At 41.5% G+C, this 22,744-nt stretch carries 21 protein-coding genes and 1 tRNA gene; 12 read left to right on the top strand and 10 right to left on the bottom strand.

Going from position 1 to position 22,744, the window contains the following annotated elements; translation table 11 throughout:
• Window positions 1–339: 339 nt before the first annotated feature.
• Complete coding sequence (locus BC751_RS07050; protein ID WP_130274924.1) at window positions 340–768, bottom strand: hypothetical protein; 429 nt, start codon at window positions 766–768, stop codon at window positions 340–342.
• 159 nt (window positions 769–927) lie between these two features.
• A complete protein-coding gene (locus BC751_RS07055) occupies window positions 928–1,797 on the bottom strand; it encodes a helix-turn-helix domain-containing protein (RefSeq protein WP_130274925.1) in 870 nt (289 codons plus the stop codon).
• Window positions 1,798–1,998: 201 nt separating this feature from the next.
• Here BC751_RS07055 and BC751_RS07060 point away from each other — a divergent pair, with 201 nt between their 5' ends.
• The 7 genes from BC751_RS07060 (at window position 1,999) to BC751_RS07090 (ending at window position 9,274) form a co-directional block, all read left to right on the top strand.
• Window positions 1,999–2,889, top strand: a complete 891-nt coding sequence (locus BC751_RS07060) for a dihydrodipicolinate synthase family protein (RefSeq protein ID WP_130277526.1) — start codon at window positions 1,999–2,001, stop codon at window positions 2,887–2,889.
• A gap of 200 nt (window positions 2,890–3,089) precedes the next feature.
• Entirely contained in the window at window positions 3,090–4,535 is a 1,446-nt protein-coding gene (locus BC751_RS07065; RefSeq protein WP_130274926.1) for an aldehyde dehydrogenase (NADP(+)), read from the top strand.
• Between the two features lie 88 nt (window positions 4,536–4,623).
• A complete protein-coding gene (locus tag BC751_RS07070) occupies window positions 4,624–4,818 on the top strand; it encodes a type II toxin-antitoxin system VapB family antitoxin (protein ID WP_130274927.1) in 195 nt (64 codons plus the stop codon).
• Window positions 4,815–5,204 carry a type II toxin-antitoxin system VapC family toxin gene (gene vapC, locus BC751_RS07075; protein WP_130274928.1) on the top strand — a complete coding sequence of 130 codons (390 nt, stop codon included), beginning with the start codon at window positions 4,815–4,817 and terminating at the stop codon, window positions 5,202–5,204. The genes BC751_RS07070 and vapC overlap by 4 nt, the downstream gene beginning before the upstream one ends.
• Window positions 5,205–5,289: 85 nt before the next feature.
• A complete protein-coding gene (locus tag BC751_RS07080) occupies window positions 5,290–6,288 on the top strand; it encodes a 4-hydroxyproline epimerase (RefSeq protein WP_130274929.1) in 999 nt (332 codons plus the stop codon).
• 334 nt (window positions 6,289–6,622) lie between these two features.
• Complete coding sequence (locus BC751_RS07085; RefSeq protein ID WP_130274930.1) at window positions 6,623–7,870, top strand: NAD(P)/FAD-dependent oxidoreductase; 1,248 nt, start codon at window positions 6,623–6,625, stop codon at window positions 7,868–7,870.
• A gap of 93 nt (window positions 7,871–7,963) precedes the next feature.
• Window positions 7,964–9,274, top strand: a complete 1,311-nt coding sequence (locus tag BC751_RS07090) for an ATP-binding protein (RefSeq protein ID WP_130274931.1) — start codon at window positions 7,964–7,966, stop codon at window positions 9,272–9,274.
• A 25-nt stretch (window positions 9,275–9,299) separates the two neighbouring features.
• Here the strand turns inward: BC751_RS07090 and BC751_RS07095 are convergent, their stop codons facing one another.
• Entirely contained in the window at window positions 9,300–10,046 is a 747-nt protein-coding gene (locus BC751_RS07095) for a CBS domain-containing protein (protein ID WP_130274932.1), read from the bottom strand.
• A gap of 242 nt (window positions 10,047–10,288) precedes the next feature.
• On the opposite strand from BC751_RS07095, the gene BC751_RS07100 reads away from it, so the two are divergent.
• Window positions 10,289–11,575: a sterol desaturase family protein gene (locus BC751_RS07100; RefSeq protein ID WP_130274933.1), complete on the top strand. Its 1,287-nt coding sequence runs from the start codon at window positions 10,289–10,291 to the stop codon at window positions 11,573–11,575.
• Between the two features lie 2 nt (window positions 11,576–11,577).
• Here BC751_RS07100 and BC751_RS07105 read toward each other — a convergent pair whose 3' ends face one another.
• The 3 genes from BC751_RS07105 to BC751_RS07115 form a co-directional block, all read right to left on the bottom strand.
• Window positions 11,578–12,711, bottom strand: a complete 1,134-nt coding sequence (locus tag BC751_RS07105; protein ID WP_130274934.1) for a DEAD/DEAH box helicase — start codon at window positions 12,709–12,711, stop codon at window positions 11,578–11,580.
• 206 nt (window positions 12,712–12,917) lie between these two features.
• Window positions 12,918–13,763, bottom strand: coding sequence for an agmatine deiminase family protein (locus BC751_RS07110; protein ID WP_130274935.1), 846 nt, complete (start codon window positions 13,761–13,763; stop codon window positions 12,918–12,920).
• 605 nt (window positions 13,764–14,368) lie between these two features.
• Window positions 14,369–14,441 (bottom strand) — tRNA-Met (locus BC751_RS07115).
• A 308-nt stretch (window positions 14,442–14,749) separates the two neighbouring features.
• Here BC751_RS07115 and era point away from each other — a divergent pair.
• The 4 genes from era (at window position 14,750) to BC751_RS07135 (ending at window position 17,932) form a co-directional block, all read left to right on the top strand.
• Window positions 14,750–15,640, top strand: a complete 891-nt coding sequence (gene era, locus BC751_RS07120) for a GTPase Era (RefSeq protein WP_130274936.1) — start codon at window positions 14,750–14,752, stop codon at window positions 15,638–15,640.
• A gap of 12 nt (window positions 15,641–15,652) precedes the next feature.
• Window positions 15,653–16,966, top strand: a complete 1,314-nt coding sequence (der, locus tag BC751_RS07125) for a ribosome biogenesis GTPase Der (protein WP_130274937.1) — start codon at window positions 15,653–15,655, stop codon at window positions 16,964–16,966.
• 79 nt (window positions 16,967–17,045) lie between these two features.
• The gene (locus BC751_RS07130; RefSeq protein WP_130274938.1) at window positions 17,046–17,237 is read left to right on the top strand and encodes a hypothetical protein; all 192 of its coding nucleotides are present in this window, start codon (window positions 17,046–17,048) and stop codon (window positions 17,235–17,237) included.
• A 71-nt stretch (window positions 17,238–17,308) separates the two neighbouring features.
• Window positions 17,309–17,932, top strand: a complete 624-nt coding sequence (locus BC751_RS07135) for a SprT-like domain-containing protein (RefSeq protein ID WP_130274939.1) — start codon at window positions 17,309–17,311, stop codon at window positions 17,930–17,932.
• Between the two features lie 85 nt (window positions 17,933–18,017).
• On the opposite strand, the gene scpB is transcribed toward BC751_RS07135, so the two are convergent.
• The 4 genes from scpB to BC751_RS07150 all read right to left on the bottom strand — a co-directional run bounded on the left by scpB (window position 18,018) and on the right by BC751_RS07150 (window position 22,653).
• Window positions 18,018–18,590: an SMC-Scp complex subunit ScpB gene (scpB, locus tag BC751_RS07140; protein ID WP_130277527.1), complete on the bottom strand. Its 573-nt coding sequence runs from the start codon at window positions 18,588–18,590 to the stop codon at window positions 18,018–18,020.
• A 1-nt stretch (window position 18,591) separates the two neighbouring features.
• Window positions 18,592–18,975 carry a TraR/DksA family transcriptional regulator gene (locus BC751_RS07145; protein ID WP_130274940.1) on the bottom strand — a complete coding sequence of 128 codons (384 nt, stop codon included), beginning with the start codon at window positions 18,973–18,975 and terminating at the stop codon, window positions 18,592–18,594.
• Window positions 18,976–19,096: 121 nt separating this feature from the next.
• On the bottom strand, window positions 19,097–19,246 hold the full coding sequence (locus BC751_RS21880) for a hypothetical protein (protein WP_165389811.1): 150 nt from the start codon (window positions 19,244–19,246) through the stop codon (window positions 19,097–19,099).
• 68 nt (window positions 19,247–19,314) lie between these two features.
• The gene (locus BC751_RS07150; RefSeq protein WP_130274941.1) at window positions 19,315–22,653 is read right to left on the bottom strand and encodes a lamin tail domain-containing protein; all 3,339 of its coding nucleotides are present in this window, start codon (window positions 22,651–22,653) and stop codon (window positions 19,315–19,317) included.
• Window positions 22,654–22,744 lie beyond the last annotated feature (91 nt).

Genomic DNA, 22,744 nt, shown 5'->3' on the forward strand with positions numbered 1-22,744 from the left:
AAGTGGAAATACTGTGGAGGAAAATTGAAATAAAGTAGAAATATATCAAATGATTTTCAGTTTAAGCCGAAACATAAGTGTTCCGCCGAGTTAATATTTCAGTAATGCCGTATTCCAATTTAATTTCCCATTCAAATTTCAAAAAGTAAGTTCCATTATTTATGGAAAAAAAACCAATACCCTGTTGACCAGTGGGTTGCTAATGTTGATGGATGGTGATGAATAGTCCTCCTATTTAATAAATATATAAGCTTGAACTGAAAGGAATTTGATTTAGGAGAATTACAGAATAGAAAGAGGCTAACCTCATTTGGGAGATAGCCGCTTTCCTATTCAAGTTTAATTCAAGGGGATGGAGTAAGTGACGGAGGGAATTGACCTTGGGATGTTACCGGAATATTTTGGTATATTGCTAGGTAGGTTTTTAAAGCTTAATTCAGATGACTTCCTTTTATTGTTTCCAGCACTTATAAATAGGGGGATGCTTCCTATTGTTGCCAAACCACCCACTACCACCATAGCAGCCCCAATGGCTGCTGCATTATCATCAGCATTTGAAGCACCAAATAGGATAAAGTTTTCCGAGAAAAGGATGCTGCCAGCTGTTACCATTGCTACTCCACCACCCAACATGATAAAGCCAGTAGTCTTTTGTCTTCGGCTTTTATCCAAATAATCTTGTTTGCTCATGCTTTGTGCAAATAAGGGCAACGAACTGCCCAAGAGGAAGGCGGACAGCCACACCGCCATTATTACACGTTTTTTCATGGTTTTATGGTTAAAGTGAAAATTTTAAATTGCCCATTTCAGACCTACCTAAAATACCACTTTTTTTATGTATAAAACCTAAATAAAAACAAGATTATGAATGATTTACATCATTTTTAAAAAACTCAGCTCAGAATAAAAATAAATCAGGCCCAAATATTAAAACATTCTTGACCTATACTCCTTGGGAGTTTCACCCTGGATCTTTTTAAATACCCTGTTGAAGTAAGAAAGATTCTGAAAACCGGTGTGGTAGGCGATCTGTGAAATTGACCATTCCTTTTCTTGCAAAAGTTGGCAAGCTTGATGAATTCTAACCTGAATAAGAAATTCAGTAAAGGTTTTGCCTGTTCTTTCTTTGAAAAATCTACAAAAAGCTTCTTTGCTTAAATTAGCAACATCCGCGACCTCCTGTAGGCTTATTGAGCTTTGGCTTTTGGAAAGGATAAAGGACATCACATGTCCCATGCGCTTGCCTTCTGTTTCTGTAAAGTCCTTTTGGGGGATGAACCTGTTTAAGGAATTCAGTTCCTGTGATTCCTGTAAGCCATTCAATATCTCCAAGGCGCAAAGCATTTTTTTTAATCCCTGTAAGTCACTGAAACTCATTAAGGTACTTTTGATCTTGTCTTTAGTACTTCCTTGAATGGCAAAGCAGCCCTTTGTCTGTTGGATCCACTGGTGCAAACCGGCAAATTCTTCCACCTCCCTCAGGCTTTTTCCCAAAGCTTCAAAATCAAAAAACAAGGTATGGCTCAAGGACCGCTTGTCTGTTTCTGGGTTGAAATACTCTGTATCGGACCGGAATACGTGAGGCATATTGGCTGAAAACAGAAACATGTCACCTGGCTCAAATCTTCCCAGGTAGTCTCCCACCATCAGCTGCCCTTTCCCTTCGATGATGAAGGTGAGCTGCCATTGAGGATGTTGATGGAGTTTTTCGTAAAAATGCTTTCCTGCATCCACTTGGAATCGGACAAATTCCTTGTTGGACTTGGGGATTTGAAAGGAGATGATTTTCCGGCTCATATTCGATGCTTTGCCAAAGTATTCAATCTTAGAAGGTATAGGTTTGTCTAATACCAGATCAAAACTTTGATATAATATTAATAAGAATTTGCCGCAGTTCCTCATGTGGAGTCAATAGGGTATTAGTAAGTATTAAATGAGTATAAGCATTCGGAAGAATTAGCCTATACTTTTGAATAATCAATCTAAATGAGAAAATCTATGAAATGGCAAGGTGTATTTCCGGCATTAACGACCAAATTTCACCAGGATGGAAGCTTGGATATGGACATGTTTTTTAAAAACCTAGATGCGCAATTGGATGCGGGGGTACACGGGATCATTTTAGGCGGGACCTTGGGAGAATCCTCTGTTTTGTCCTTGGAGGAAAAAATAAAATTGACAACAGAAACAGTCAAATACATCAATGGGAAGGTTCCTGTAATCCTGAATATTGCAGAAGGCGCTACCAAAGATGCTATTTTCTGGGCAGAAAAGGCGAAGGAAATGGGTGCTTCGGGACTGATGCTTTTGCCCCCCATGCGTTATGCGGCAGATCATAGAGAAGTGGTGACCTACTTTAAGGCTGTAGCCCACAGTACTGATTTGCCCATAATGATCTACAACAATCCTGTGGATTACAAGACCTTGGTGACCATTTCCATGTTCGAGGAATTGGCCGATTGTGAAAATATTCAGGCCATCAAAGAATCCACCAGGGACATCTCCAATGTCACCCGTATGCGTAACCGTTTTGGGGACCGTTACAAGATCCTATGCGGTGTAGATACACTTGCCATGGAAGAATTGGTAATGGGAGCCGATGGATGGGTGGCCGGTTTGGTGTGTGCTTTTCCGAAGGAAACAGTTGCGGTTTATGAATTGGTAAAGGCAGGAAAATATGATCAGGCTTTGGCTATTTACCGTTGGTTTTTGCCGTTATTGGAGCTGGACATTCATCCCAAATTGGTTCAATATATCAAACTGGCAGAGCAGATGGCCGGCGTTGGAACAGAATGGGTAAGGGCGCCACGCCTGACTTTGGTAGGTGAGGAAAGGGTGAAGATAGAGAATATCATCAAGAGGGGATTGGAGCATAGACCGGTAGTTTGATTTCTGGATTCATGACTCATGACGTGATAGGCTTGGAGATTTGAAGATATTGGCTTTGTGATTTTGGGATATTTGTATTGTCATTTCAATAGTTGGAAATGTTTTCCGATTTCTGGCATATGGCTTCGATTTGCAGCCTATTTCAATTATATTTCTATCCTATTTCAACCTAATTTCTAATTAACTGACAAAAAGATACCATGAACTTAGATCCAATTTTCCAGTCTGCTCAAGATGCTTTTTTACATTACAAAAATGTTCCGGGAAAAGAAAAAGCAGCTTTTTTGAGAAAAATAGCTGATGGGCTGGAAGCTGAGAAACACACTCTGATTCCAATGGCTTCCGAAGAATCCAACTTGCCTGAAGGCAGGATTACCGGGGAACTTGGAAGGACAGTAGGACAGATCAGGTTATTTGCCAAATTGGTGGAAGAAGGATCTTGGGTGGAGGCGGTTATAGATCATGCAGACCCTGAAAGGGCCCCTGTTCCCAAACCTGATATCCGTAGGTTTTTGACAGCTTTGGGTCCGGTGGTAGTATTTGGGGCAAGTAATTTTCCTTTGGCATTTTCCACCGCAGGGGGAGATACCATATCTGCCTTGGCGGCAGGTTGCCCGGTGATTTATAAAGCCCATCCCGCTCATCCCGAGACCTCCCGATTGGTGGGACAGGTAATTCACAAAGCTGTCATTGACGCTGCCTTGCCAATAGGTGTCTTTACCCATGTAGAGGGAGGAATAGATGTAGGACAAGCACTTGCGAAGCATCCTCTTGCCAAAGCTGTTGCCTTTACAGGTTCTTTTGCAGGGGGTAAAGCCTTGTTTGATGCGGCCAACCAGAGGAAAGAGCCTATTCCTGTATTTGCAGAAATGGGGTCGGTCAATCCCATCATTGTCCTCAAAGAGAAGCTTGGCAAAAATATAGAAGCCTTATCTAAGCAGTTTGTAGCTTCACTCACCCTTGGTGCAGGACAGTTTTGTACCAATCCGGGTTTGATTGTTGTTCCTGCTGAATATGCAGTTGCATTTGCTTCGGCAGTAAAAAAGGAATTGGAACAGATTGTCGCAGCTCCTATGCTGCATGAAGGTATTGCGGCGGCCTACTACAATGCTTTGGCCATGTTGCAGGGAAGAAAAGAACTGGAATGGGTACAAGTGGCAGAAGCCAAGGACCTGATCAAGGCATATCCTGCACTTGCGAAGATCAAAGCATCAGATTGGTTGGAGGATGACCACTTTCAGCAAGAGGTTTTTGGTTCATTTGCTTTGATGGTGGTTTATGAGCGTTTCAGTGAGTTGTATGCGATAGCCCAAAGGTTACATGGACAGTTGACGATTACCCTTTGGGGAGAAGAAGAAGAATTGGCCAATAAGGTGGATCTGATCAATCAATTGGAAGAAAAATGTGGTAGGTTATTGTTCAAGGGAGTTCCTACAGGTGTTGAGGTGGGTTATGCCATGCAGCACGGGGGGCCTTATCCTTCTACTACAGATAGCAGATTTACTTCGGTAGGTGTATATGCCATCAAGCGGTTTGCCAGACCGATAGCATTCCAGGATATGCCGCATGAATTGCTCCCTGATGCCTTGAGAGATGAAAATCCTTTGGGAATTTGGCGGATGGTCGATGGGGAATTCAAGCGATAATAGTTATTTCTACCATGATTATTTTTCCCCTAATGTAATTACTTTGGAAAGTTAAAAAATGTGTGTATTCGATAAAAACGTACACATTATGAGGACAAATATAGAAATAGATGAGGATTTATTGGCCGCGGCCATGAAGGTTACCGGCCTTAAAACCAAAAAAGCAACGGTTGAAGAGGGCTTAAGGCTTATTGTCCAATTACACCAACAAAAGAAAATCCGGGATTTAATAGGGAAGTTGAAATGGGAGGGGGATCTTGAAAAAATGAGGTTGGACCAATGATACTGGTAGATTCTTTGGTTTGGATAGACTTCTTCAACGGCAAAGATGCCGATCATGTGGAAAAGCTGTACCAGTTGTTGGGTCATGAGCTCATCATTTCAGGGGATTTAATATGGGTGGAGGTTTTGCAGGGTTTCAAGAATGATTCCCAATATCAAAAGGCAAAGACAGCACTTGAATCATTACCCTATTTCGCTTTAATTAATAAAGAAACAGCTTTACTTGCAGCAGAGAATTACCGAATCTTGAGGAAAAATGGAATAACAGTAAGAAAAACCATTGATATAATTATCGCTACCTTTTGTATTGCCAATAACTTCAGGCTATTACATGCAGAAAAGGACTTTCAAGTCATGGAAGAACATCTTGGTTTGAGGAGCATCTAAAACCTTAAAACTATTTGGCGAGCTAATTTTCAACATTATTTCCACCTTATTTCCATTAAATTTCACCCATATCTCAATTTAAATCATGAAAAAAACCTTCCAATGCATTGATGCCCATACCTGTGGTAATCCGGTCAGGGTAGTGGCAGGCGGTGTTCCGTTTCTCAAAGGGAATAATATGCTGGAAAAGCGGCAATATTTTTTGGATAACCTGGATTGGATCCGGACGGGGTTGATGTTTGAGCCCCGCGGTCATGACATGATGTCGGGTTCCATGCTTTTCCCTCCCCATGATCCAGAAAATGATTTTGCCGTCTTGTTTATCGAAACTTCAGGCTGTCTGCCGATGTGTGGACATGGAACCATTGGCACGATTACCATCGCCATTGAAGAAGGTTTGATTACGCCCAAGATTCCTGGATTCCTTCGAATGGAAGCTCCTGCAGGTTTGGTTTTGGTAGAATACAAGCAGGAAGGAAAAAAGGTTGCCTCCGTCAAACTGACGAATGTCAAAAGTTTTCTTGCAGCTGAAGCACTGGAAATAGAAATCGAGGAATTGGGGAAACTAATCGTGGATGTGGCTTATGGAGGGAATTTTTATTGTATTGTAGATCCTCAGGAAAACTTCCCTGGCTTGGAGCATTTCAAGGCAGAGCAACTGATTTCCATGGCCCGTAATCTAAGGCAGAAGATGAATGAAAAATATGAGTTTGTACATCCTGAGCATCCTCAGATCAAAGGGCTCTCCCATGTGTTGTGGACAGGGAAAACGTTGGATGAGTCCAGTACGGCAAGAAATGCGGTGTTTTATGGAGACAAAGCCATAGACCGATCTCCTTGTGGCACTGGGACCTCTGCGAGAATGGCGCAATGGTTTGCCAAGGGTTGGCTGAAACCTGGAGAAGACTTTATTCATGAGAGTTTCATCGGTTCCAAATTCACAGGGAGGATTGAGCAAGTCACTGAGATAGCAGGAAAACCTGCCATTGTACCAAGCATAGAAGGATGGGCTAAGATCTATGGATACAATACGATAATCATGGATGATGATGATCCGTATGTGTACGGATTTCAGGTGATTTGAGAAGATGTTAGAGGCGAGAAGCGAGCGTTTAGAAATAAGAGGCAAGAATCAAGAAACAAGAGGTAAGAATTTCGGAAGGTGGAAGTCGGAATCAGATAGTTTTTGAACCATTCAGAAGTTAAGGGAATTAAGAAATTCATCAAGAAAAGTCGGATGTTGAAAGTCTGATTTCGAAATGATCGACAGCTTCAAATGAATAGGGTCTCTCTTATCATATCAAAGCAATGGAAAAATGAATCAAAATTTATCTTTTATCAAGATTTTCAAAAATTTATTAAGTACTTCCAATTGGTAATTCCACTTGGTACATATTACTTGGGACTTGGCACAGACAATGAAACGAACCATCATCATCGGCGGAGGCGTTATAGGCCTTTTTACAGCATACTACCTGAATAAGCAAGGGGTTGAAGTTATCATCGTGGACAAAAGCGATATGCAGGATACCACTTCCACCGGGAATGCCGGTATGATTGTCCCCAGTCATATCATTCCATTATCTGCACCAGGGATGATAGCCAAGGGAGTAGCCTGGATGTTTTCTTCCAAAAGTCCATTCTATATCCATCCGCGTCTGGACAGAAAGCTTTTAGAATGGTCTTGGCTGTTTTATCGCTCTGCCAATGCCAAGCACGTAGAAAAATCCATTCCCTTCCTGAAGAACATATCCTTGCTGAGTAAAGCGCTCTATCAGGAATTCAGAAATGAGCATAAGGATGCGGTCGATCTGGAAATGGCAGAAAAAGGTTTGATGATGCTTTATCAAACCCCGGAAGTGGAAAAAGAAGAGGTTGAATTTGCGCATTTGGCCAGACAGCACGGTCTGGAGGCTGAAGTGCTAAACCCCACCGATATTGCTAAAATTGAACCCAATCTGGAAGTGAAAGCGCGTGGAGCTGTCTTGTTTCCAGGCGATGCCCACCTTTCTCCTTCCAATCTCTACAATTTTCTAAAAAAATACCTATTAGAAAAAGGAGTCAAGTTCCTCCCGAACAGAAAAGTCCTTGGTTTTGAAAAGCAAGGAGGCAAGGTAACAGCAGTGCTCACTGAAAGTGAGTACTTAAGTGCCAATAAAGTGATCCTTTGTAGTGGAGCTTGGTCGGCTGAATTGGCACAGATGCTGGGTTTCAAGCTGCCCATGCTGGGTGGCAAGGGGTATAGTTTTATGCAGGACAACCATCCCGAAATCCTGCAGGCCTCTATTCTTACCGAAATGAAAGTGGCTGTAAGCCCTTATGGGCAGCAGGTTCGCTTCGGTGGCACCATGGAAATTGCAGGTACAGATGAGTCCATCAATATAAACCGGGTAAAAGGAATTTTTGAGTCCATCAACAAATATTATCCAGGATTTCAATCAAAATTCCCTGATAGGGAAAAGATTTGGAAAGGACTGAGGCCATGTTCACCAGATGGGGTCCCCTATATTGGTGCTGCACCGGGTTATCAAAACGTTTGGTTTGGTACTGGCCATGGTATGATGGGGGTCAGTATGGCTCCTGCCACAGGAAAAATCCTTACAGACCTTCATGAAGGTCACGCTTCTACCATGGATATCAAAGCTTTTGAAGTGGGGAGATTTTAATGCGGAGCTTCTCTGATTTCAATGAAATTTTTTATTGTAAAGAATATTACTGTAATTTGTGTTACAGTAATGTAGATTACAATATATTAAGTTATGAAATTTTATGATAGAGAAGAAGAATTAGTGTTCTTGGAAAAACAGGAACAAAGGTCAAGAGTTTCAGCCCAGCTGACCTTAGTCATTGGAAGGAGAAGAATTGGCAAGACTTCACTTCTCAAAAAAAGTATTCAAGGGAAGAAAGCTTTGTATTTTTTTATTGCCAAGAAATCCGAGACCCTTTTGGTAGAAGAGTTTTCAGAAATAATAAGAACCAATTTGAACATTTCATGGTATGGGGAGTTGAAATCCTTCAAGGATATTTTTTGGGTTTTGATGGACCATGCTGAAAAAGAATCATTTACTTTAGTTATTGATGAATTCCAAGAATTTTTGAATATCAACTCCTCTGTTTTTAGTGATATGCAAAATATCTGGGACAGTAAAAAGGAGGTGGCAAAAATCAATCTTATTATCTGTGGATCTATTTATTCTATGATGAAGAGAATATTTGAGGATTCCAGAGAACCCCTTTTTGCCAGGGCTACAGGGAAAATTCAACTTCAGCCATTTGGTACAAATACCATCAAAGAAATTTTAGCAGACCACAAACCGGATTTAGCACCATTCGATTTATTGGCGATTTTTACACTGACTGGAGGTGTTGCTAAATATCTTGAAAACATGGTCAATGCTTCTGCCTTCAACCTGGATGCTATGCTGAATGAAATTTTCCAATCCAACTCCATCATGTTGGAAGAGGGTAAGCATGTACTAATAGAGGAATTTGGAAAAGATTATTCTACATATTTCTCCATTCTGAGTTTAATAGCATCTTCCAAAACATCTAGGCCTGAAATTGAATCCATTTTAGAAATGAGCGTAGGGGGTTATTTGGATCGGCTTGAGAATGAATTTGGGATTATTAAAAAAATAAAACCCATTTTATCCAAACCTTCGAGTCGGCAGATCAAATATAGAATTGAAGATAACTTTTTGAATTTTTGGTTTAGGTTTATTTATAAATACAGAAGTATTGTAGAGATCGAGAATTTTGATTTGATCAAACAGATAGTCAAAAGAGATTTCTCAGGGTTTGTTGGACAAGCATTAGAAAAATACTTTTTTCTCCAACTCAAGGAATCCAAGTTATATTCAGCCATAGGGACTTATTGGGAAAAAGGGAATCAAAATGAAATAGATTTGGTGGCTATAAACGAGATAGAAAAGAAATTACTCATCGCAGAAGTGAAGTTGAATAAAGAAAAATATAATCATCAAAAGTTGATTGAAAAATCAGCCAATTTGCTTCTTTCATTTCCTGATTTTCAGGTAGCGTATCGATGCTTGTCTTTGGAAGATGTATGAAAAATTTGAAAATAAAGTCCTAGCCCTAAAAAATTGGATCTTCGCGGTCAATTATTCCCCTGATAAAAACAATCATCCGGTCAATTTCTTCCCAGGAAAAACCTAAGTGGGACTGGGAATGGGCCAATGCATCCCTTAAACGTCCGATATCATTCATCATATCCACCCAATTGTCCCGGCTAAAATTAGGTTCAAATTTGCGGAAGCGTTGTTTTTTGGAAAAAACCGAACCCAAATCTCCAAATTGCAAGCATTGAACCAGGTCGATTTCTTCCCCCCTTGCTTTTTTCCATTCATATAGGTTTCTGGCCTGTCCTAAGCGGTTTTGGGTAATGCTTTCTTCCCAGTTTGGAAGTTGTTTTCGGATCAGTTCCTTCAGGTGGGTTTCAAATAGGCTGATCAGTCCAAAAAAACCTATCCTCAAAGGAATTTTATCCAAATCAGTTCTTGTAACAATGTAAGCCGGATTACCTTGCTCGTCTTTGATAAAATACCTTCTCCTTTTTATGAGCATCCTAAAAGCCATTAACAAAGGAGTGTCGGGCTCCATCCAATCTTCTTCTTGAATTGGGCTTGGAGTTTCGTCTCCCTCATCGAATTTCATCCACTTTCCATCCACCTTGACAATAGCGGAATGGAAGTTCCTCTTTTTCATTTCATCCCTAAAGTTGGATTGATCCAATAGGAACAGGTTCTCTACAATGGGCATCACGTTGATCTGTTCTTCAAAAAGCAGCCGGAGCCTGTCCATGGAATTCATTTTGGATTTCATACAAAATTTGAATATTTCAAGAATTGATTGACTTTTGGTCTTTAAAAATACCTAATATTAGGTATTTTCTCTCGCTATTTCCCTGCATATATTTGTAGCGGGTGATTAAGCAACTTTTTTGAATTCATATTTTAAGTATTGAACAGGGGGTATTTGTTTGGTGACTTTTTGCCCCTGTTTTTCTTTTGTATAACTTCAAACAAGTGTAACTTAGTAGGGTTAAAGCAATAAACCCTAAAATTATGGAATTGTATGCCAAGGCATTGACCTTTGCCATCCCTTTTTTCCTGATCCTGATCATTATTGAAGAAATTGCTGCCCGCAAAATGAAGCGGCACATTAATTATGGCATGGATACGATCTCCAGTTTGAGTTCGGGGATGACCAATACCTTAAAAAACTTAATGGGCTTGTCCATTGCCATCGTATCTTATGGCTGGCTGGTGGATAAAGTGGCAATTTTCCAAATAGAAAGTACCTGGTTGGTGTATGTGGTGGCCTTTATCGGGATAGACTTTGTAGGGTATTGGAGCCATCGCTTTGACCATAAGATCAATGCCTTTTGGAACAGGCATATTGTACACCACAGCAGTGAAGAGTTCAATTTGAGTTGTGCGCTTCGACAATCAGTCTCTGCCATTGTGGGCATTTACTTCTTCCTCTATATTCCTATGGCCTTTTTGGGCGTACCTGGTGAAGTAGTGGCCATTGTTGCCCCCATTCATTTATTTGCCCAGTTTTGGTACCATACCCGCTTGATTGGTAAAATGGGCTTCTTGGAACATATATTGGTAACCCCATCTCACCATAGGGTCCATCATGCCATCAATGACATTTATCTGGATAAAAACCTTTCGCAGATTTTTATCTTTTGGGACAAATTGTTCGGCACCTTTCAAGAGGAACTGGAAGAAGAACCACCTGTATATGGCGTGAAGAAACCCGTCAATACCTGGAACCCCTTGATCATCAATTATGTGCATATGTGGTCGCTGATTCAGGATGCCTGGAGGACAAAAAGTTGGTGGGATAAATTGAGGATTTGGTTTATGCCTACGGGTTGGAGGCCTGCAGATGTAGCTGAAAAATATCCCTGGAATTACTGGAAGAATGCCTATGAGCAGGTCAAGTATGACAGCAAGCCCTCCCAGACTTTATTTGTCTGGTCATGGGTCCAATTGGTAGTAAACTTTGCCATGGTATTCCATGTCCTGGTGGCCTTTGTCAATTTTCAATACCTGGAAGTGATGCTGTATGCCATATTTATGATGGTTTCCATTTTTGCTTATACCAGTTTGATGGACAAGGCCAAAGTGGCCCTTCCCGCAGAAGTCATCCGTTTTGTGATGGGGATCGGACTGATTTATTGGAATGGGGGCTGGTTTGGTTTACAGGAAATTATTCCAGGAGCCACTGTCTTTGTTGGAATTTATCTGGCAAGTTCATTGCTCATGGCTTTTTGGGTACTTTCCAGAGAAGCAAAAGCCAAATTGGATGTAAAGCCTGCTGAGTTGGTATCCAGTAATTGATTTCAAAAATCAAGGTTGTCAGAATCCACCAATTCCACCCACCTTTTCATCTTTTTTTGGATGACTTTCCAGTGGTGCCTGTCCTCTTCGGTGATCAGAGAGATGGCTTCTCCTTCCACACCTGCCCTGCCGGTTCTTCCGATACGGTGGATGTAATCTTTGGGAGAGCGTGGTAGTTCGAAGTTGACCACATGGGGCAATGCCTCGATATCAATCCCCCGGGCAGCCAGATCTGTGGCCACCAGCACACGCAGTTTTCCTGCTTTAAATTGCTTTAAAGCCTCTGTCCTGGCTCCTTGGCTTTTGTCTCCATGGAGCGCCATGGCCTGTATGCCATGTTTGTTGAGTTTGGCCGTCAGATTGTTGGCAGTCCGTATGGAAGACGCAAATACAAGGACCTGCTGCCAATTCCCTTCATTGATCAGATGTCTGAGAAGTGGCCCTTTCCTTTCTGGATCGACCAAATAGGCCGTCTGCGCGATAATGTCAGGTGTGACTTCCTCCGTTTGGATTTCGATTTTCACAGGATTTTTCAGCAGCTTGCCGATCAGGCCTTCCACCGCTTCGTCCATGGTAGCGGAGAAGAGGATATTCTGCCGCTTTTTGGGCAGTCGGTTCAAAATCTCGTCCACTTCCATTTTGAAGCCCAAACTCAACACCTTATCCGCTTCGTCCAGGACCAGTGTAGTCAGTTCTGAAATGGAGATGGCATTTTTGGAGATCAAATCCAGCAAACGTCCCGGAGTGGCCACCAAAATATCCGTCCCGTTCAATTTCATCATCTGAGGGTTGATGGACACCCCTCCAAATACCGCTGCACTTTTTACTTTCCTGGGCAAGTGTTTTCTTAACAGCCGTACCACCTCTTCCACCTGGGCTGCCAGTTCCCTGGTGGGCACAATGACCAGGACAGGAACAGACCTGCTTTTGTTGACCTCTTTTTTCTGGAGTTCCTCCAAGATGGGCAGGATGTAGGAGGCCGTTTTCCCCGAACCTGTCTGTGCAAGGCCAAGCACATCCTGCTTTTGAAGGATTGCCGGAATGGCTTCGACTTGGATAGGGTAAGGGGTTTCGTAACTGGCTTCTTGGATGGCCTTTACCAGGATAGGAGATAATCCTAGGTCTGAAAAATTCATGTAGGGTATTTTTTTGGTAAAGGTAGGGTTTATTTTTTTATTCGATGAGTCGAGTGGATCATAGATTTGAGCCGATTATTTTTACTAATGGGCTCATAAGCTAATATTTGGTTAAACAAAGGGGATTTTATCTAATACCTCTTTAAGCAGGGAATGCTGACCAAATCTGGGGCAGGGAGGTCGGTGGGGTATGCTTTGAATTTAGATTAAAACTCATCCACTGTCCAACTGACACAATTCAGGGCTCCGCCGTGTTTGATGATGTCTTCTGAGCGGAGTGGAACAATACGATTGTTTTTTAGATATGTCGGAAAGAAATGTCCAAGCTGATCAAAAGCCTTTTCGTCTTCATCTATCCCCAAGGTCGGCATGAGGATGATGTCCTGAGTTTGCAAAAAATTAATATAAGCCCAATTGTCTCTATGAGGCTTTTTGACAGTGAATTGAAGAAATTCGGTTTTCAGACCATTTTTACGAAGTAGTTGAATCAGGTTGAGGTCATCTTTATAGCAATCGTTGATCAAAACTGTTTCTTCATTAATAAACCTTAAGACGCCATCTATGTGACCATAAGGTTCCGATTTATCCCAAGGAACCAAGATCACTTTCTCAGCTCTAAAATCTTCATGGAGTTTGTCAATCACTTGTTTTTTGGAATACCAGTGTTTATTTTCAATGACCACCTTATCTGTCAGGATCACGCATTTGCTGCTATTGACCACATTTCCTCCATCCAGGATCAGGTCTGTTTTTCTTGTTCTCAGGCCAAGGGCATCGCAGACCAAGCCAGTATAGGTTTTTGAACCCCTATCTTGCTTTGCGGTACTCAGCAGGTAATCTGGATCATAGCGGTATTCCAGAAAGTCATCGATTCCTATCTGAATGGGCATATAATCCCTTGCCCAGATATCCCTGGTATACGGTAGCAGATGAAATGGTATTTTCAGTGAATTCAAAGTCCTTGAAAGCGCTTCAAAAAAGGATTTGAACTCCTCTTTTGAGGAGAGGAGGGAGGAAAAGTAGAGAGTGTTTGTTTCAGTAGGCTTGATCATATCTACTTAAGCGATTGATTCCTTAGTTTTGGTGACGACTTTTTTATTGGTGCAAGGAGTCATGGCACGTTCTGCAAACCGAAACCAACCAATTGATGGGCTCTTTACCGATATTCCTTTTGGCGTACTTTTTATGGTGAACTTCAGTTGCACGAGCATTACTATATACGCATCTCCAATTGTCCCTCTTTAAAACAACAAATCGCTTTCTTTGCCAATCTTCCGATTTAAGATAGACATTCCTGTAATAAACACGCCTGCGTTTTCTTTTGATCATGACCAACCATCTTTTGACCAGCCAAATCATTGAAAATACTAAAAGTAGAAGTATTGATGATATGAGTTGTTCATCCATGAAATTAAAAGTGATCATATGGATAAAGCTAAAAAAATTAATCAAAATCTACTCAGGAAAATCTAAACAAGATTGTTGACCATCAGCCATCTATGTTGCGGTTGTATATTTGTAACATTGGTAAACCAATTTCACAAACTGTTTAACTCATAGAGTTTTTTCAAATCTTCTAAAAACCTTGGCGGATAAGAGCCCTCCAGAGAATTGATAAAAACAAAAAAAAGGATACCGTTTCCAGTATCCTTCGTAGTAGCGGGAACAGGACTCGAACCTGTGACCTTCGGGTTATGAGCCCGACGAGCTACCAACTGCTCCATCCCGCGATATATCTTTAATAAAATGTTTTTCTAAATCTGACAGCCTTTGCTGAAATCGTGGTACAAAAGTAGGGGTTTTTTGGATATAAAGCAAATATTGGCTCGAGATAATTTTTTTGGATAAGGACTGTTTTGTCGGTATGGACTGAATATTAGGGTCTTATTGAAAATATTTTTTTCACAGGGGAAAGTCACTAAAATCTGTTTTCAGGCTATTTTTTACCTTATTTTCCAAAGTTTATTTGGTTTGTTTTTCTCTTTGAGTATTGTCTGTGGAAAAATTCAAGTACCTTTGCACAAAAAAAACTGTAGTCATGACCGAAAAAATACACAAAGCAGGATTCGTCAACATCATTGGTAAACCCAATGTCGGCAAATCCACGCTTATGAATGTGTTGATCGGTGAGAGACTTTCGATCATCTCCTCCAAGGCACAGACCACAAGGCACCGCATCATGGGAATCATCAATGACGAGGACTATCAGATCGTATTTTCTGATACCCCGGGCATGTTGAAGCCCAAATATGAGCTCCATAAAAACATGATGGGATTTGTGCATATGGCCCTTGAGGATGCAGATGTGATCCTTTTCGTAACCGATCTATTTGAAACTGACGCGGAAATAGAAGACGTAATTGAAAAGATCAACCAATCAGGTGTTCCTGTACTCTTGGTCATCAACAAAATTGACCTGTCCAAGGAGAATCAATTGGAAGAAGTGACAGCTTATTGGACCCAGCGTATCAAAGCAGATACGGTGATTCCTATCTCTGCAACCGAAAGTTTCAACACCCAACGCATTCTTCAGGAAATCCTTGACAGGCTTCCCGAACATCCACCCTTTTATGATAAAGAGGAACTCACTGACAGACCTGAGCGTTTCTTCGCTTCTGAAATAGTCCGGGAAAAAATCTTCCTCAATTACAAAAAAGAAATCCCTTACAGTACAGAAGTGGCCATCGAGGATTTCTATGAGGAGGAAAACATTATCCGTATCCGTGCGGTGATCTATGTGGAGCGCAATAGCCAAAAAGGCATCATCATCGGAGAGGGGGGCAAAGCCCTCAAGCGGGTGGGAATCCAGGCAAGGGAAGAAATGGAGAAGTTTTTCGGAAAGAAAATCTTTTTGGAAACCTTCGTAAAAGTGGCGGATGATTGGAGAAAAGATAAAAACAAGTTGAGAAAATTTGGTTACGACCAATAAGACAAGTGTACAATGGCAAATATAGTAGCAATAGTAGGTAGGCCCAATGTAGGGAAATCTACCTTTTTCAATAGATTGATTGAAGAGAGAAAAGCGATTGAGGACAACGTGTCCGGGGTAACCCGTGACCGTCATTACGGACATGCCCAATGGGGAGGGAAGTTTTTCTCAGTAATTGATACAGGAGGTTATGTGACGGGTTCTGATGATGTGTTTGAGGCTGAAATCCGCAAGCAGGTAAAATTGGCCATTGAGGAGGCCAATGTGATCCTTTTTGTCGTGGACTGTTTGGACGGTCTGACAGACCTGGACAAAGAATTTGCCAACGAACTCCGCAGCACCAAAAAACCGATATTTATCGTAGCCAATAAGGCCGATAGTCCTGAAAAATCCCTTTTGGCGGCTGAATTTTATGGTTTAGGCCTGGGGGACAATGAGGTGTTTCCTATCGCAGCTGTAAGTGGAAGCGGTACCGGAGACTTGCTGGATGAAGTCATCAAACATTTTCCGGATGCAGGCGAAGAAGATCCCGATGCAGGAATACCGAAAATAGCTATTTTGGGTAGACCAAATGTGGGTAAATCCTCTTTCTTAAATGCACTTTTGGGAAAAGAGCGGTCCATCGTAACCGATGAAGCCGGAACAACCAGAGATGCTATCCATACCCGTTACAAATTGTACGGCAAAGATTTCATCATTACCGATACAGCCGGAATCCGAAAAAAAGCCAAGGTCAAAGAAGACATTGAATTCTACTCAGTGATGAGATCTTTACGGACTTTGGAAGACTCTGATGTATTGATCATCATGGTGGACGCGACAAGAGGATTTGAATCCCAGGACATGAACTTGATCAACCTGGGCATTAAAAACAACAAAGGGATAATGATCATGGTCAATAAATGGGATCTGATAGAAAAAGACCATAAGACCATGGACAAAATCAAAAAGGACATGCTTGAGAAATTGGGTGAAAACAGATGGATTCCGATCATTTTTACATCTGTACTTACCAAACAGCGGATTTTTCAGGCAATAGAGTTGGCTGTAAGGGTATTTGAAAACAAAACCAGAAAAGTGCCTACCTCCAAACTTAATGAATTGATCCTGCCGGAAATTGAGAATTATCCTCCTCCGGCATATAAAGGGAAATACATTAAAATCAAATATATTACCCAACTGCCGACCAAAAACCCTGTATTTGCATTCTTTTGCAACCTGCCACAATATATCAAAGGGCCTTATACCAGGTTTTTGGAGAACAGGCTAAGGGAAAACTTTGATTTTGAGGGAGTACCGATAAAAATTACTTACAAGAAAAAGTAAAAAATTTGGCAAAATCCCTTGACATTAATTGAATTATAATTAATTTTGCACGCTTAATTTAAGAAACAAACCAAACATCATGAAAAAGGTATTTGCATTATTCGCTATCACTGGTATGTTGTTCGCATCTGCTTGCGGAAACAAAGAAGTATCTGAAGAAGCTACTGAAGAAATCGAAGTGATCATCGAAGAAACTGAAGAAGGTATCGACGAAGCTGAAGAAGTTATCGAAGAAGCTACTGAAGAAGTTGAAGAAGTAGTTGAAGGTTAATTCTATCTTCTAAAAAAAAATCGAGGCTGTCCAGAATTGGTCAGCCTCTTTTTTTTTAATTTGGGACAGCAATGAGCGCTCAGGAAGAACAGTTTTTAAATGCTTTCAAAAAACACCTGCCCGAAGAGGCTGTGATGTATTGTTTCCAACTTTGGAAGCAACAGCCCTTTAATTTTTTTATCACCAAAAACAGGGCTTCTAAGTTGGGGGATTTTCGGTTCCGTAGGGACAGGAAAATTCAGACCATTACGATCAACCACAACCTTAGCCGTTATCAGTTTTTGATCACTTACATCCACGAGGTTGCGCATTTTAGGGCATTTGAAAAATATGGGCTAAGGATTAAACCGCATGGCGCGGAATGGAAACAGACTTTTAGGGAATTAATGCTTCCTGTGCTTAAAGAAAAAGTCTTTCCAAAAGATATTTTTATGGCGCTGATGCTCCATATGAGAAATCCAAAGGCCAGTACAGGAGGCGATCTTTTTTTGGCCAAAACATTGAAAGCTTATGATGCCAAAGTCACAAGTGACACCTCTCTTTTGCTGGATTTGTCCCTAGGCGAGGTATTTATACTTCAGGGCAGAAAATTCAGGAAAGACCATGTGAGAAGGACGAGGGTCCTTTGTGAAGAAATTTCAACAGGTAGAAAATACCTGATTTCTGCCCATGCAGAAGTAAAGAAAGCACAATAGGGCAAAAATCTTTTTTTTAGACTCGGTAAAATCACCCCGTCTTGAAAGTCATGGATCGTGTTGGTCTGCAGTATGTGCCCAAATCTTATTGCGAAAGCTGATCCTTTTCTTCTCCAATTTGATTGGATTCTGAGGTAAAGTCTTTGGGTTGAGGAAGGTCGCCCAGGTTGTTGATGCCAAAGTATTCCATGAATTTGTCACTGGTGCCGTAAAGCATAGGTTTGCCAACACTGTCAGATTTGCCTTTGATGACAATCAGCTCCTTTTCCAATAATTTTTGGATAGAATAGTCACAGCTTACACCACGGATCTGTTCTACTTCAGTTTTGGTTACGGGTTGCTTGTAAGCAATAATAGAGAGCGTCTCCAGTTGGGCAGTGGAAAGCCTTTTCTGGGACTGCTGCCTGAGTAAGATTGAAATACTGCTCTGGTAGGCAGGTTTGGTCAAAAACTGATATCCCCCTCCCAAGTGTTCCAGTGCAAATGAAAAATCATCATGGCTGTATTTTTCTTGAAGTACCGTAATGGCCTCCAAAATATGCTCCTTTGGAACCTCTGATTCAAACATCTCCGTTAGGCATTTTTGAATTTCATCAACGCCCAACGGAGATGGTGAACAGAAAATTAAAGCCTCAATATGTTTGTGTAGAAATTCCAAATTATTTCTTTGCAAGTTTAGCCTCTATGGAATGCATGGTGTGGGGAACAGCTTTCAAGCGTTCTTTAGCTATCAGTTTACCTGTGTCCACGCATACACCGTAAGTGCCATTTTTGATTCTGATAAGCGCATTTTCCAGGTTGATGATAAATTTCTGCTGTCTCGCGGCTAACTGGCTTAGACTTTCTCTTTCCAGCGTGTCTGCTCCGTCTTCCAAAAGTTTGGAGGTTGAGGCCGTAAAATCCGTCCCGCTATCATTTTTCTTGCTCAATGTTTCTTTTAGCGAAGTGAGCTCTTCTTTGGCAACAGCCAGTTTTTGAAGAATGATTTCTTCAAATTCCTTTAATTCCTCAGGGGAATACGCAGTTTTTTCTTCTTGGCTCATAGCAATAACTTTATGTGGTTAAAAACCTCCAATCCATACGTCTGATTGAAAAGTTCCCTAAAATAAGGGTAGCTTTTTAATTTGCAAAAATAAAAAACCGCCCACAGGGCGGTTTTTTATGCTAATTGATGCTGTTTAACCTTTTGAGAAGCAATTTTTCATCCAAAATGAGCTTATGCTTGATGCTCAAGTAGCGTTGGATGACCTTAAGATCTTTTCCTTTTTCGATGAAGTAGGTTTTCAGGGTCTGGGTGATCAAGTCTTTGTTCATGGCGATAAGGGTTTAATGATGAGGATGTAATACAATATACTAAAAATCTGTACATTATGTTTATGTTTTTAGAAATTTGTTCCCACTACCGCCGTATTTTTTATTCTCTTTATCGTACCGTCTAAATCATAGATTTCGGCCCATACAATATAATGTCCCGGTCTAACCTTTCTTCCTTGTAAGTCTGTTCCGTCCCAGAGGAAAAATCCTTCCTCTCCCAAAACAGCATTTTGGCAGATTTCTCTGATCAGGGAGCCATTCACTGCATAAATTCTGATATTGGCAGTTTTGCCAGGTGCTTCCATCTTATATCCTATCGTCACAAAAGCCGGCTGTCCTGGGATATCCGGAGCAAATACCTTGGGGCTAATCGATATCCCGATTCCTTCCTGGCTTTCAAAAATCTGTGAGTTTCTAATGCCAGGCGTGGCAAAGCCCGAGGAGGCCGAGGCAGATTGCCAGTTGTTGGGGGCATCTACCGGTTTGAAGGGAGAAAGTCTTTCCAGTGATACTCCCCGTCTTTCTCTGAGTAAAGGGTGGTGCATCCGCTCATGGTATGAGAAAATTTCCCTGATATTCTCCTCAGGATTGAGTAGTACCACATTACCGCTGGATATGGGATAACTTGGCAAGCTGCTGTATGCAACGAACCTGCTTCTGTCCCCTTTCGGGTATTCTTGGTGAAGTTTTTCTGCATCGGTAGTAAAAACCAAAAAGCTAAAGGGTTCGATAATAAAATCATCAGCAAAAAGGATTCTCCGGTTGGCTATTTCCTGGGAACTGTTGAAATTGGCCAGTTTCCAATCCTTCAGATTAATAAATTTGTCGCTGTGGTTGTAAATTTCCACAAATTTTGGAGCATTGACCCGGGCATTGAAAAGCACCTCATTGATGACAATGTCACCGGCTGAAGCTGTGCTGGGCCTGACCATCCAAACGAATGCATCTTCATCCAACAAATTTCCGATGCAATCCCTGAGATTTTTAAATTTCAGGATATAACGTATGCCTTCTTTGAGCTCCTCTTTGAATTCTATCCAGAGCTGATCGGGGGAAGAACCAGTTGCAATCCGTGCAATTTCAATGGTTGGACTGATCTCTACTGACAGGGAATGGGTGTTTGGATTTAGGATTTTTGAAAAAGTGAACAATACCTGCCGGTTTCCCAGCCAACTGCTTCTAATAAATCTTGGTTTGCTCAGGTCGGGCGAACTCTCATAGACAGAATTTTTTTTGCCTGGTGTACCTCTTTTCTCATGCTGTGATGCCTTCAGGTTGCTGGGCAAATAACAGGATAAATAGGGATTTGCAATTTCAAGACTAAATCCTCCCTGGGCAAAAGCACTGCCCCCAAATGAAGCCGTCGTGTAATTCAGACTGTCCAACACCTCTCCTTGACTGTCGAGGAGCTTGACCTGGTCGGAAGAATTGAGCAAAGTGGGCCAGTTGGTAAGTCCTAGTACCTCTCCAAAAGGTGCTAAATCCGATATCCGGGCCCTGGGGCATAGTATCAGGTAAGATTTTGGCCCCAGCACAGCTGAAGGTAAGGTGGTGTTTCTCCTTGAGTTTGCCAATTGCATGCCGCCCAGATAAATGCTTTTGTCTGTGGTGTTATACAGTTCTACATATTCCACATTGGGGATTGGATTTCCGGCACGGGGGGCAGGCATAACTTCATTGATGACAATTTCTTTAAAACCTATTCTCTGACCTAAGTCAAATACAAATGAAAAAGATAAGTTTTCAGCGGAGTTTCCAGTAATGTCCACAGCCCTTTGAATAGTGAGTGTATACTGTTGGCCATTTTCAAAGGAAATTGGAAAGCTGAGTAAAGCCTGGCTATTGTTGTTCTGTAAAAGTATCTGATTGGGATTTCTTTGGCCGATGGAAAAATTACTGGAAACAAGCATAAAAGCAGGATCAAGTGCTTCGGAAAAAACAGCCAGCACTTTATTTCTGTCCACGGGTAAAACCTGAACCAGTTCGGGGGCTGTCCTGTCCCAAAAGAAATCCCTTTTGGAGGCATGGATAGGGAAGCCTCTGCTGCTTTTTCTGTGCGGGATCAAAAGACTGAATACTGGCCCTTCTTCAAAAGGTAGCCGTGCGATCAATTGAATCCTGGCGGGAGAAGGGAGTAGGACCTCAAAAGATACTTCCTCAAAATCTTCAATTTTGAAACTTGGTGCACTGATAGAGGACGGGTCAATGTCCAATTCATGCAAAATATCAATTATGTCCTGTTCAATAAGAAATAAGTCTTCTATAAAATCCCTATAAGCAAAGGACCTGCGCAGCATTCCTTCCCTGCCGATTTGGTCTTTATTTTGAATCCCTCTGGCTTCCAAGACCAGAAATGAGTTCAGGTTAAATGGGTTCCTGAAAGTCAGGATTGCCTGAAACCTATTTTCCAATGTTTCTATGGCTATTGGGTTTTGGTTTCCGAGCAAGAAATTTGAGGTTTGGGTGACTGAGGATTCCAAAAATTCATGACTGAAACTTACCAGCAATTGATCGGGGCGGATGAATAGGGTCTCACCAATTTCAATATATGAATTATCCATCACTGCAGTCGTGAGCGGGGTGACTGTACCGTTTTTATCCCTTAGGTTTTCCAAATGAATGGGGAAACTCCCCTTCGGAAATGGATCAATGGATTCCAAAACCAGTAAGGTGTCAGCCGGGAAAAGCAACTCGAAATTTGAAAAGCCCGAAATCCTTACTTGGGATTTGACAGGTTGCAAAATAGCTTTGTCCAAATGTAAAGCTAAACGGTAAGGATCGAGGAGATAAGCTGAACGGGTGATAATCGGATCGACTACTTCATCACCATTGTAAATACCAAAATCATCCATAAAAAAGCGGGCGGCGGAACCTGTTCCCGGTCCATACAGCACTTGTATTTTGACAAAAACCTTTTCTTCCTCTCTAAACGCTTGGGGAACGGGGATTTCGAAGAGGCGGTACTCTGTATTCTGATTGGGGAAACTCGATGCATCCCCGACAGGCAGGGTATACTCCCATTGGTCAAAACCTGATTTTGAAAAAGATATACTCAGCATGGCAGGTCTCGATCCGCTCCCATTCTGTCTTGTTTTTGCAAAAAAGGCAATTTTAGGAGCTATGTAGTCTTGGGGATGAAAATGGGTATAAATTTGTCCGGTAAAAGAACTGATAGGTTGTACCCCTAAAGCCCGGGAGCCAAAACGACCCTCTGAATTGGCCTGAAATACCCGTGCAGCCGTACTCCTTACCTCATTGGCCGACCAGTCGGGCAAGAATTCCTGGGGGTGGTCCACAATCCTGAAATTGCTTTCAAAGTCCTGGATTTGTGCGAAGAGCCCATTTTCAAAAAACAGACCCAGAAAGGCAGCAGCAATGACTATCCGTTTTAAAAAAACACCAAACATGCTTTTAAAATAAACAGGAGAAGCCCATTAATCGGGTTTTATCCGTTTAACTGTCATTTTTTCAATTCTTTTCAAAAAAATGACCACCTGT

The sequence above is a fragment of the Cecembia calidifontis genome (assembly GCF_004216715.1).
In the GTDB taxonomy this organism is placed as follows: Bacteria; Bacteroidota; Bacteroidia; order Cytophagales; family Cyclobacteriaceae; genus Cecembia_A; species Cecembia_A calidifontis.

Excerpts from the sequence above, each read along its gene's own strand:
- BC751_RS07050 (WP_130274924.1), bottom strand. The coding sequence starts at position 768 with ATGAAAAAACGTGTAATAATGGCGGTGTGGCTGTCCGCCTTCCTCTTG.
- BC751_RS07055 (WP_130274925.1), bottom strand. The coding sequence starts at position 1,797 with ATGAGCCGGAAAATCATCTCCTTTCAAATCCCCAAGTCCAACAAGGAA.
- BC751_RS07060 (WP_130277526.1), top strand. The coding sequence starts at position 1,999 with ATGAAATGGCAAGGTGTATTTCCGGCATTAACGACCAAATTTCACCAG.
- BC751_RS07065 (WP_130274926.1), top strand. The coding sequence starts at position 3,090 with ATGAACTTAGATCCAATTTTCCAGTCTGCTCAAGATGCTTTTTTACAT.
- BC751_RS07070 (WP_130274927.1), top strand. The coding sequence starts at position 4,624 with ATGAGGACAAATATAGAAATAGATGAGGATTTATTGGCCGCGGCCATG.
- vapC (WP_130274928.1), top strand. The coding sequence starts at position 4,815 with ATGATACTGGTAGATTCTTTGGTTTGGATAGACTTCTTCAACGGCAAA.
- BC751_RS07080 (WP_130274929.1), top strand. The coding sequence starts at position 5,290 with ATGAAAAAAACCTTCCAATGCATTGATGCCCATACCTGTGGTAATCCG.
- BC751_RS07085 (WP_130274930.1), top strand. The coding sequence starts at position 6,623 with ATGAAACGAACCATCATCATCGGCGGAGGCGTTATAGGCCTTTTTACA.
- BC751_RS07090 (WP_130274931.1), top strand. The coding sequence starts at position 7,964 with ATGAAATTTTATGATAGAGAAGAAGAATTAGTGTTCTTGGAAAAACAG.
- BC751_RS07095 (WP_130274932.1), bottom strand. The coding sequence starts at position 10,046 with ATGAAATCCAAAATGAATTCCATGGACAGGCTCCGGCTGCTTTTTGAA.
- BC751_RS07100 (WP_130274933.1), top strand. The coding sequence starts at position 10,289 with ATGGAATTGTATGCCAAGGCATTGACCTTTGCCATCCCTTTTTTCCTG.
- BC751_RS07105 (WP_130274934.1), bottom strand. The coding sequence starts at position 12,711 with ATGAATTTTTCAGACCTAGGATTATCTCCTATCCTGGTAAAGGCCATC.
- BC751_RS07110 (WP_130274935.1), bottom strand. The coding sequence starts at position 13,763 with ATGATCAAGCCTACTGAAACAAACACTCTCTACTTTTCCTCCCTCCTC.
- era (WP_130274936.1), top strand. The coding sequence starts at position 14,750 with ATGACCGAAAAAATACACAAAGCAGGATTCGTCAACATCATTGGTAAA.
- der (WP_130274937.1), top strand. The coding sequence starts at position 15,653 with ATGGCAAATATAGTAGCAATAGTAGGTAGGCCCAATGTAGGGAAATCT.
- BC751_RS07130 (WP_130274938.1), top strand. The coding sequence starts at position 17,046 with ATGAAAAAGGTATTTGCATTATTCGCTATCACTGGTATGTTGTTCGCA.
- BC751_RS07135 (WP_130274939.1), top strand. The coding sequence starts at position 17,309 with ATGAGCGCTCAGGAAGAACAGTTTTTAAATGCTTTCAAAAAACACCTG.
- BC751_RS07145 (WP_130274940.1), bottom strand. The coding sequence starts at position 18,975 with ATGAGCCAAGAAGAAAAAACTGCGTATTCCCCTGAGGAATTAAAGGAA.
- BC751_RS21880 (WP_165389811.1), bottom strand. The coding sequence starts at position 19,246 with ATGAACAAAGACTTGATCACCCAGACCCTGAAAACCTACTTCATCGAA.
- BC751_RS07150 (WP_130274941.1), bottom strand. The coding sequence starts at position 22,653 with ATGTTTGGTGTTTTTTTAAAACGGATAGTCATTGCTGCTGCCTTTCTG.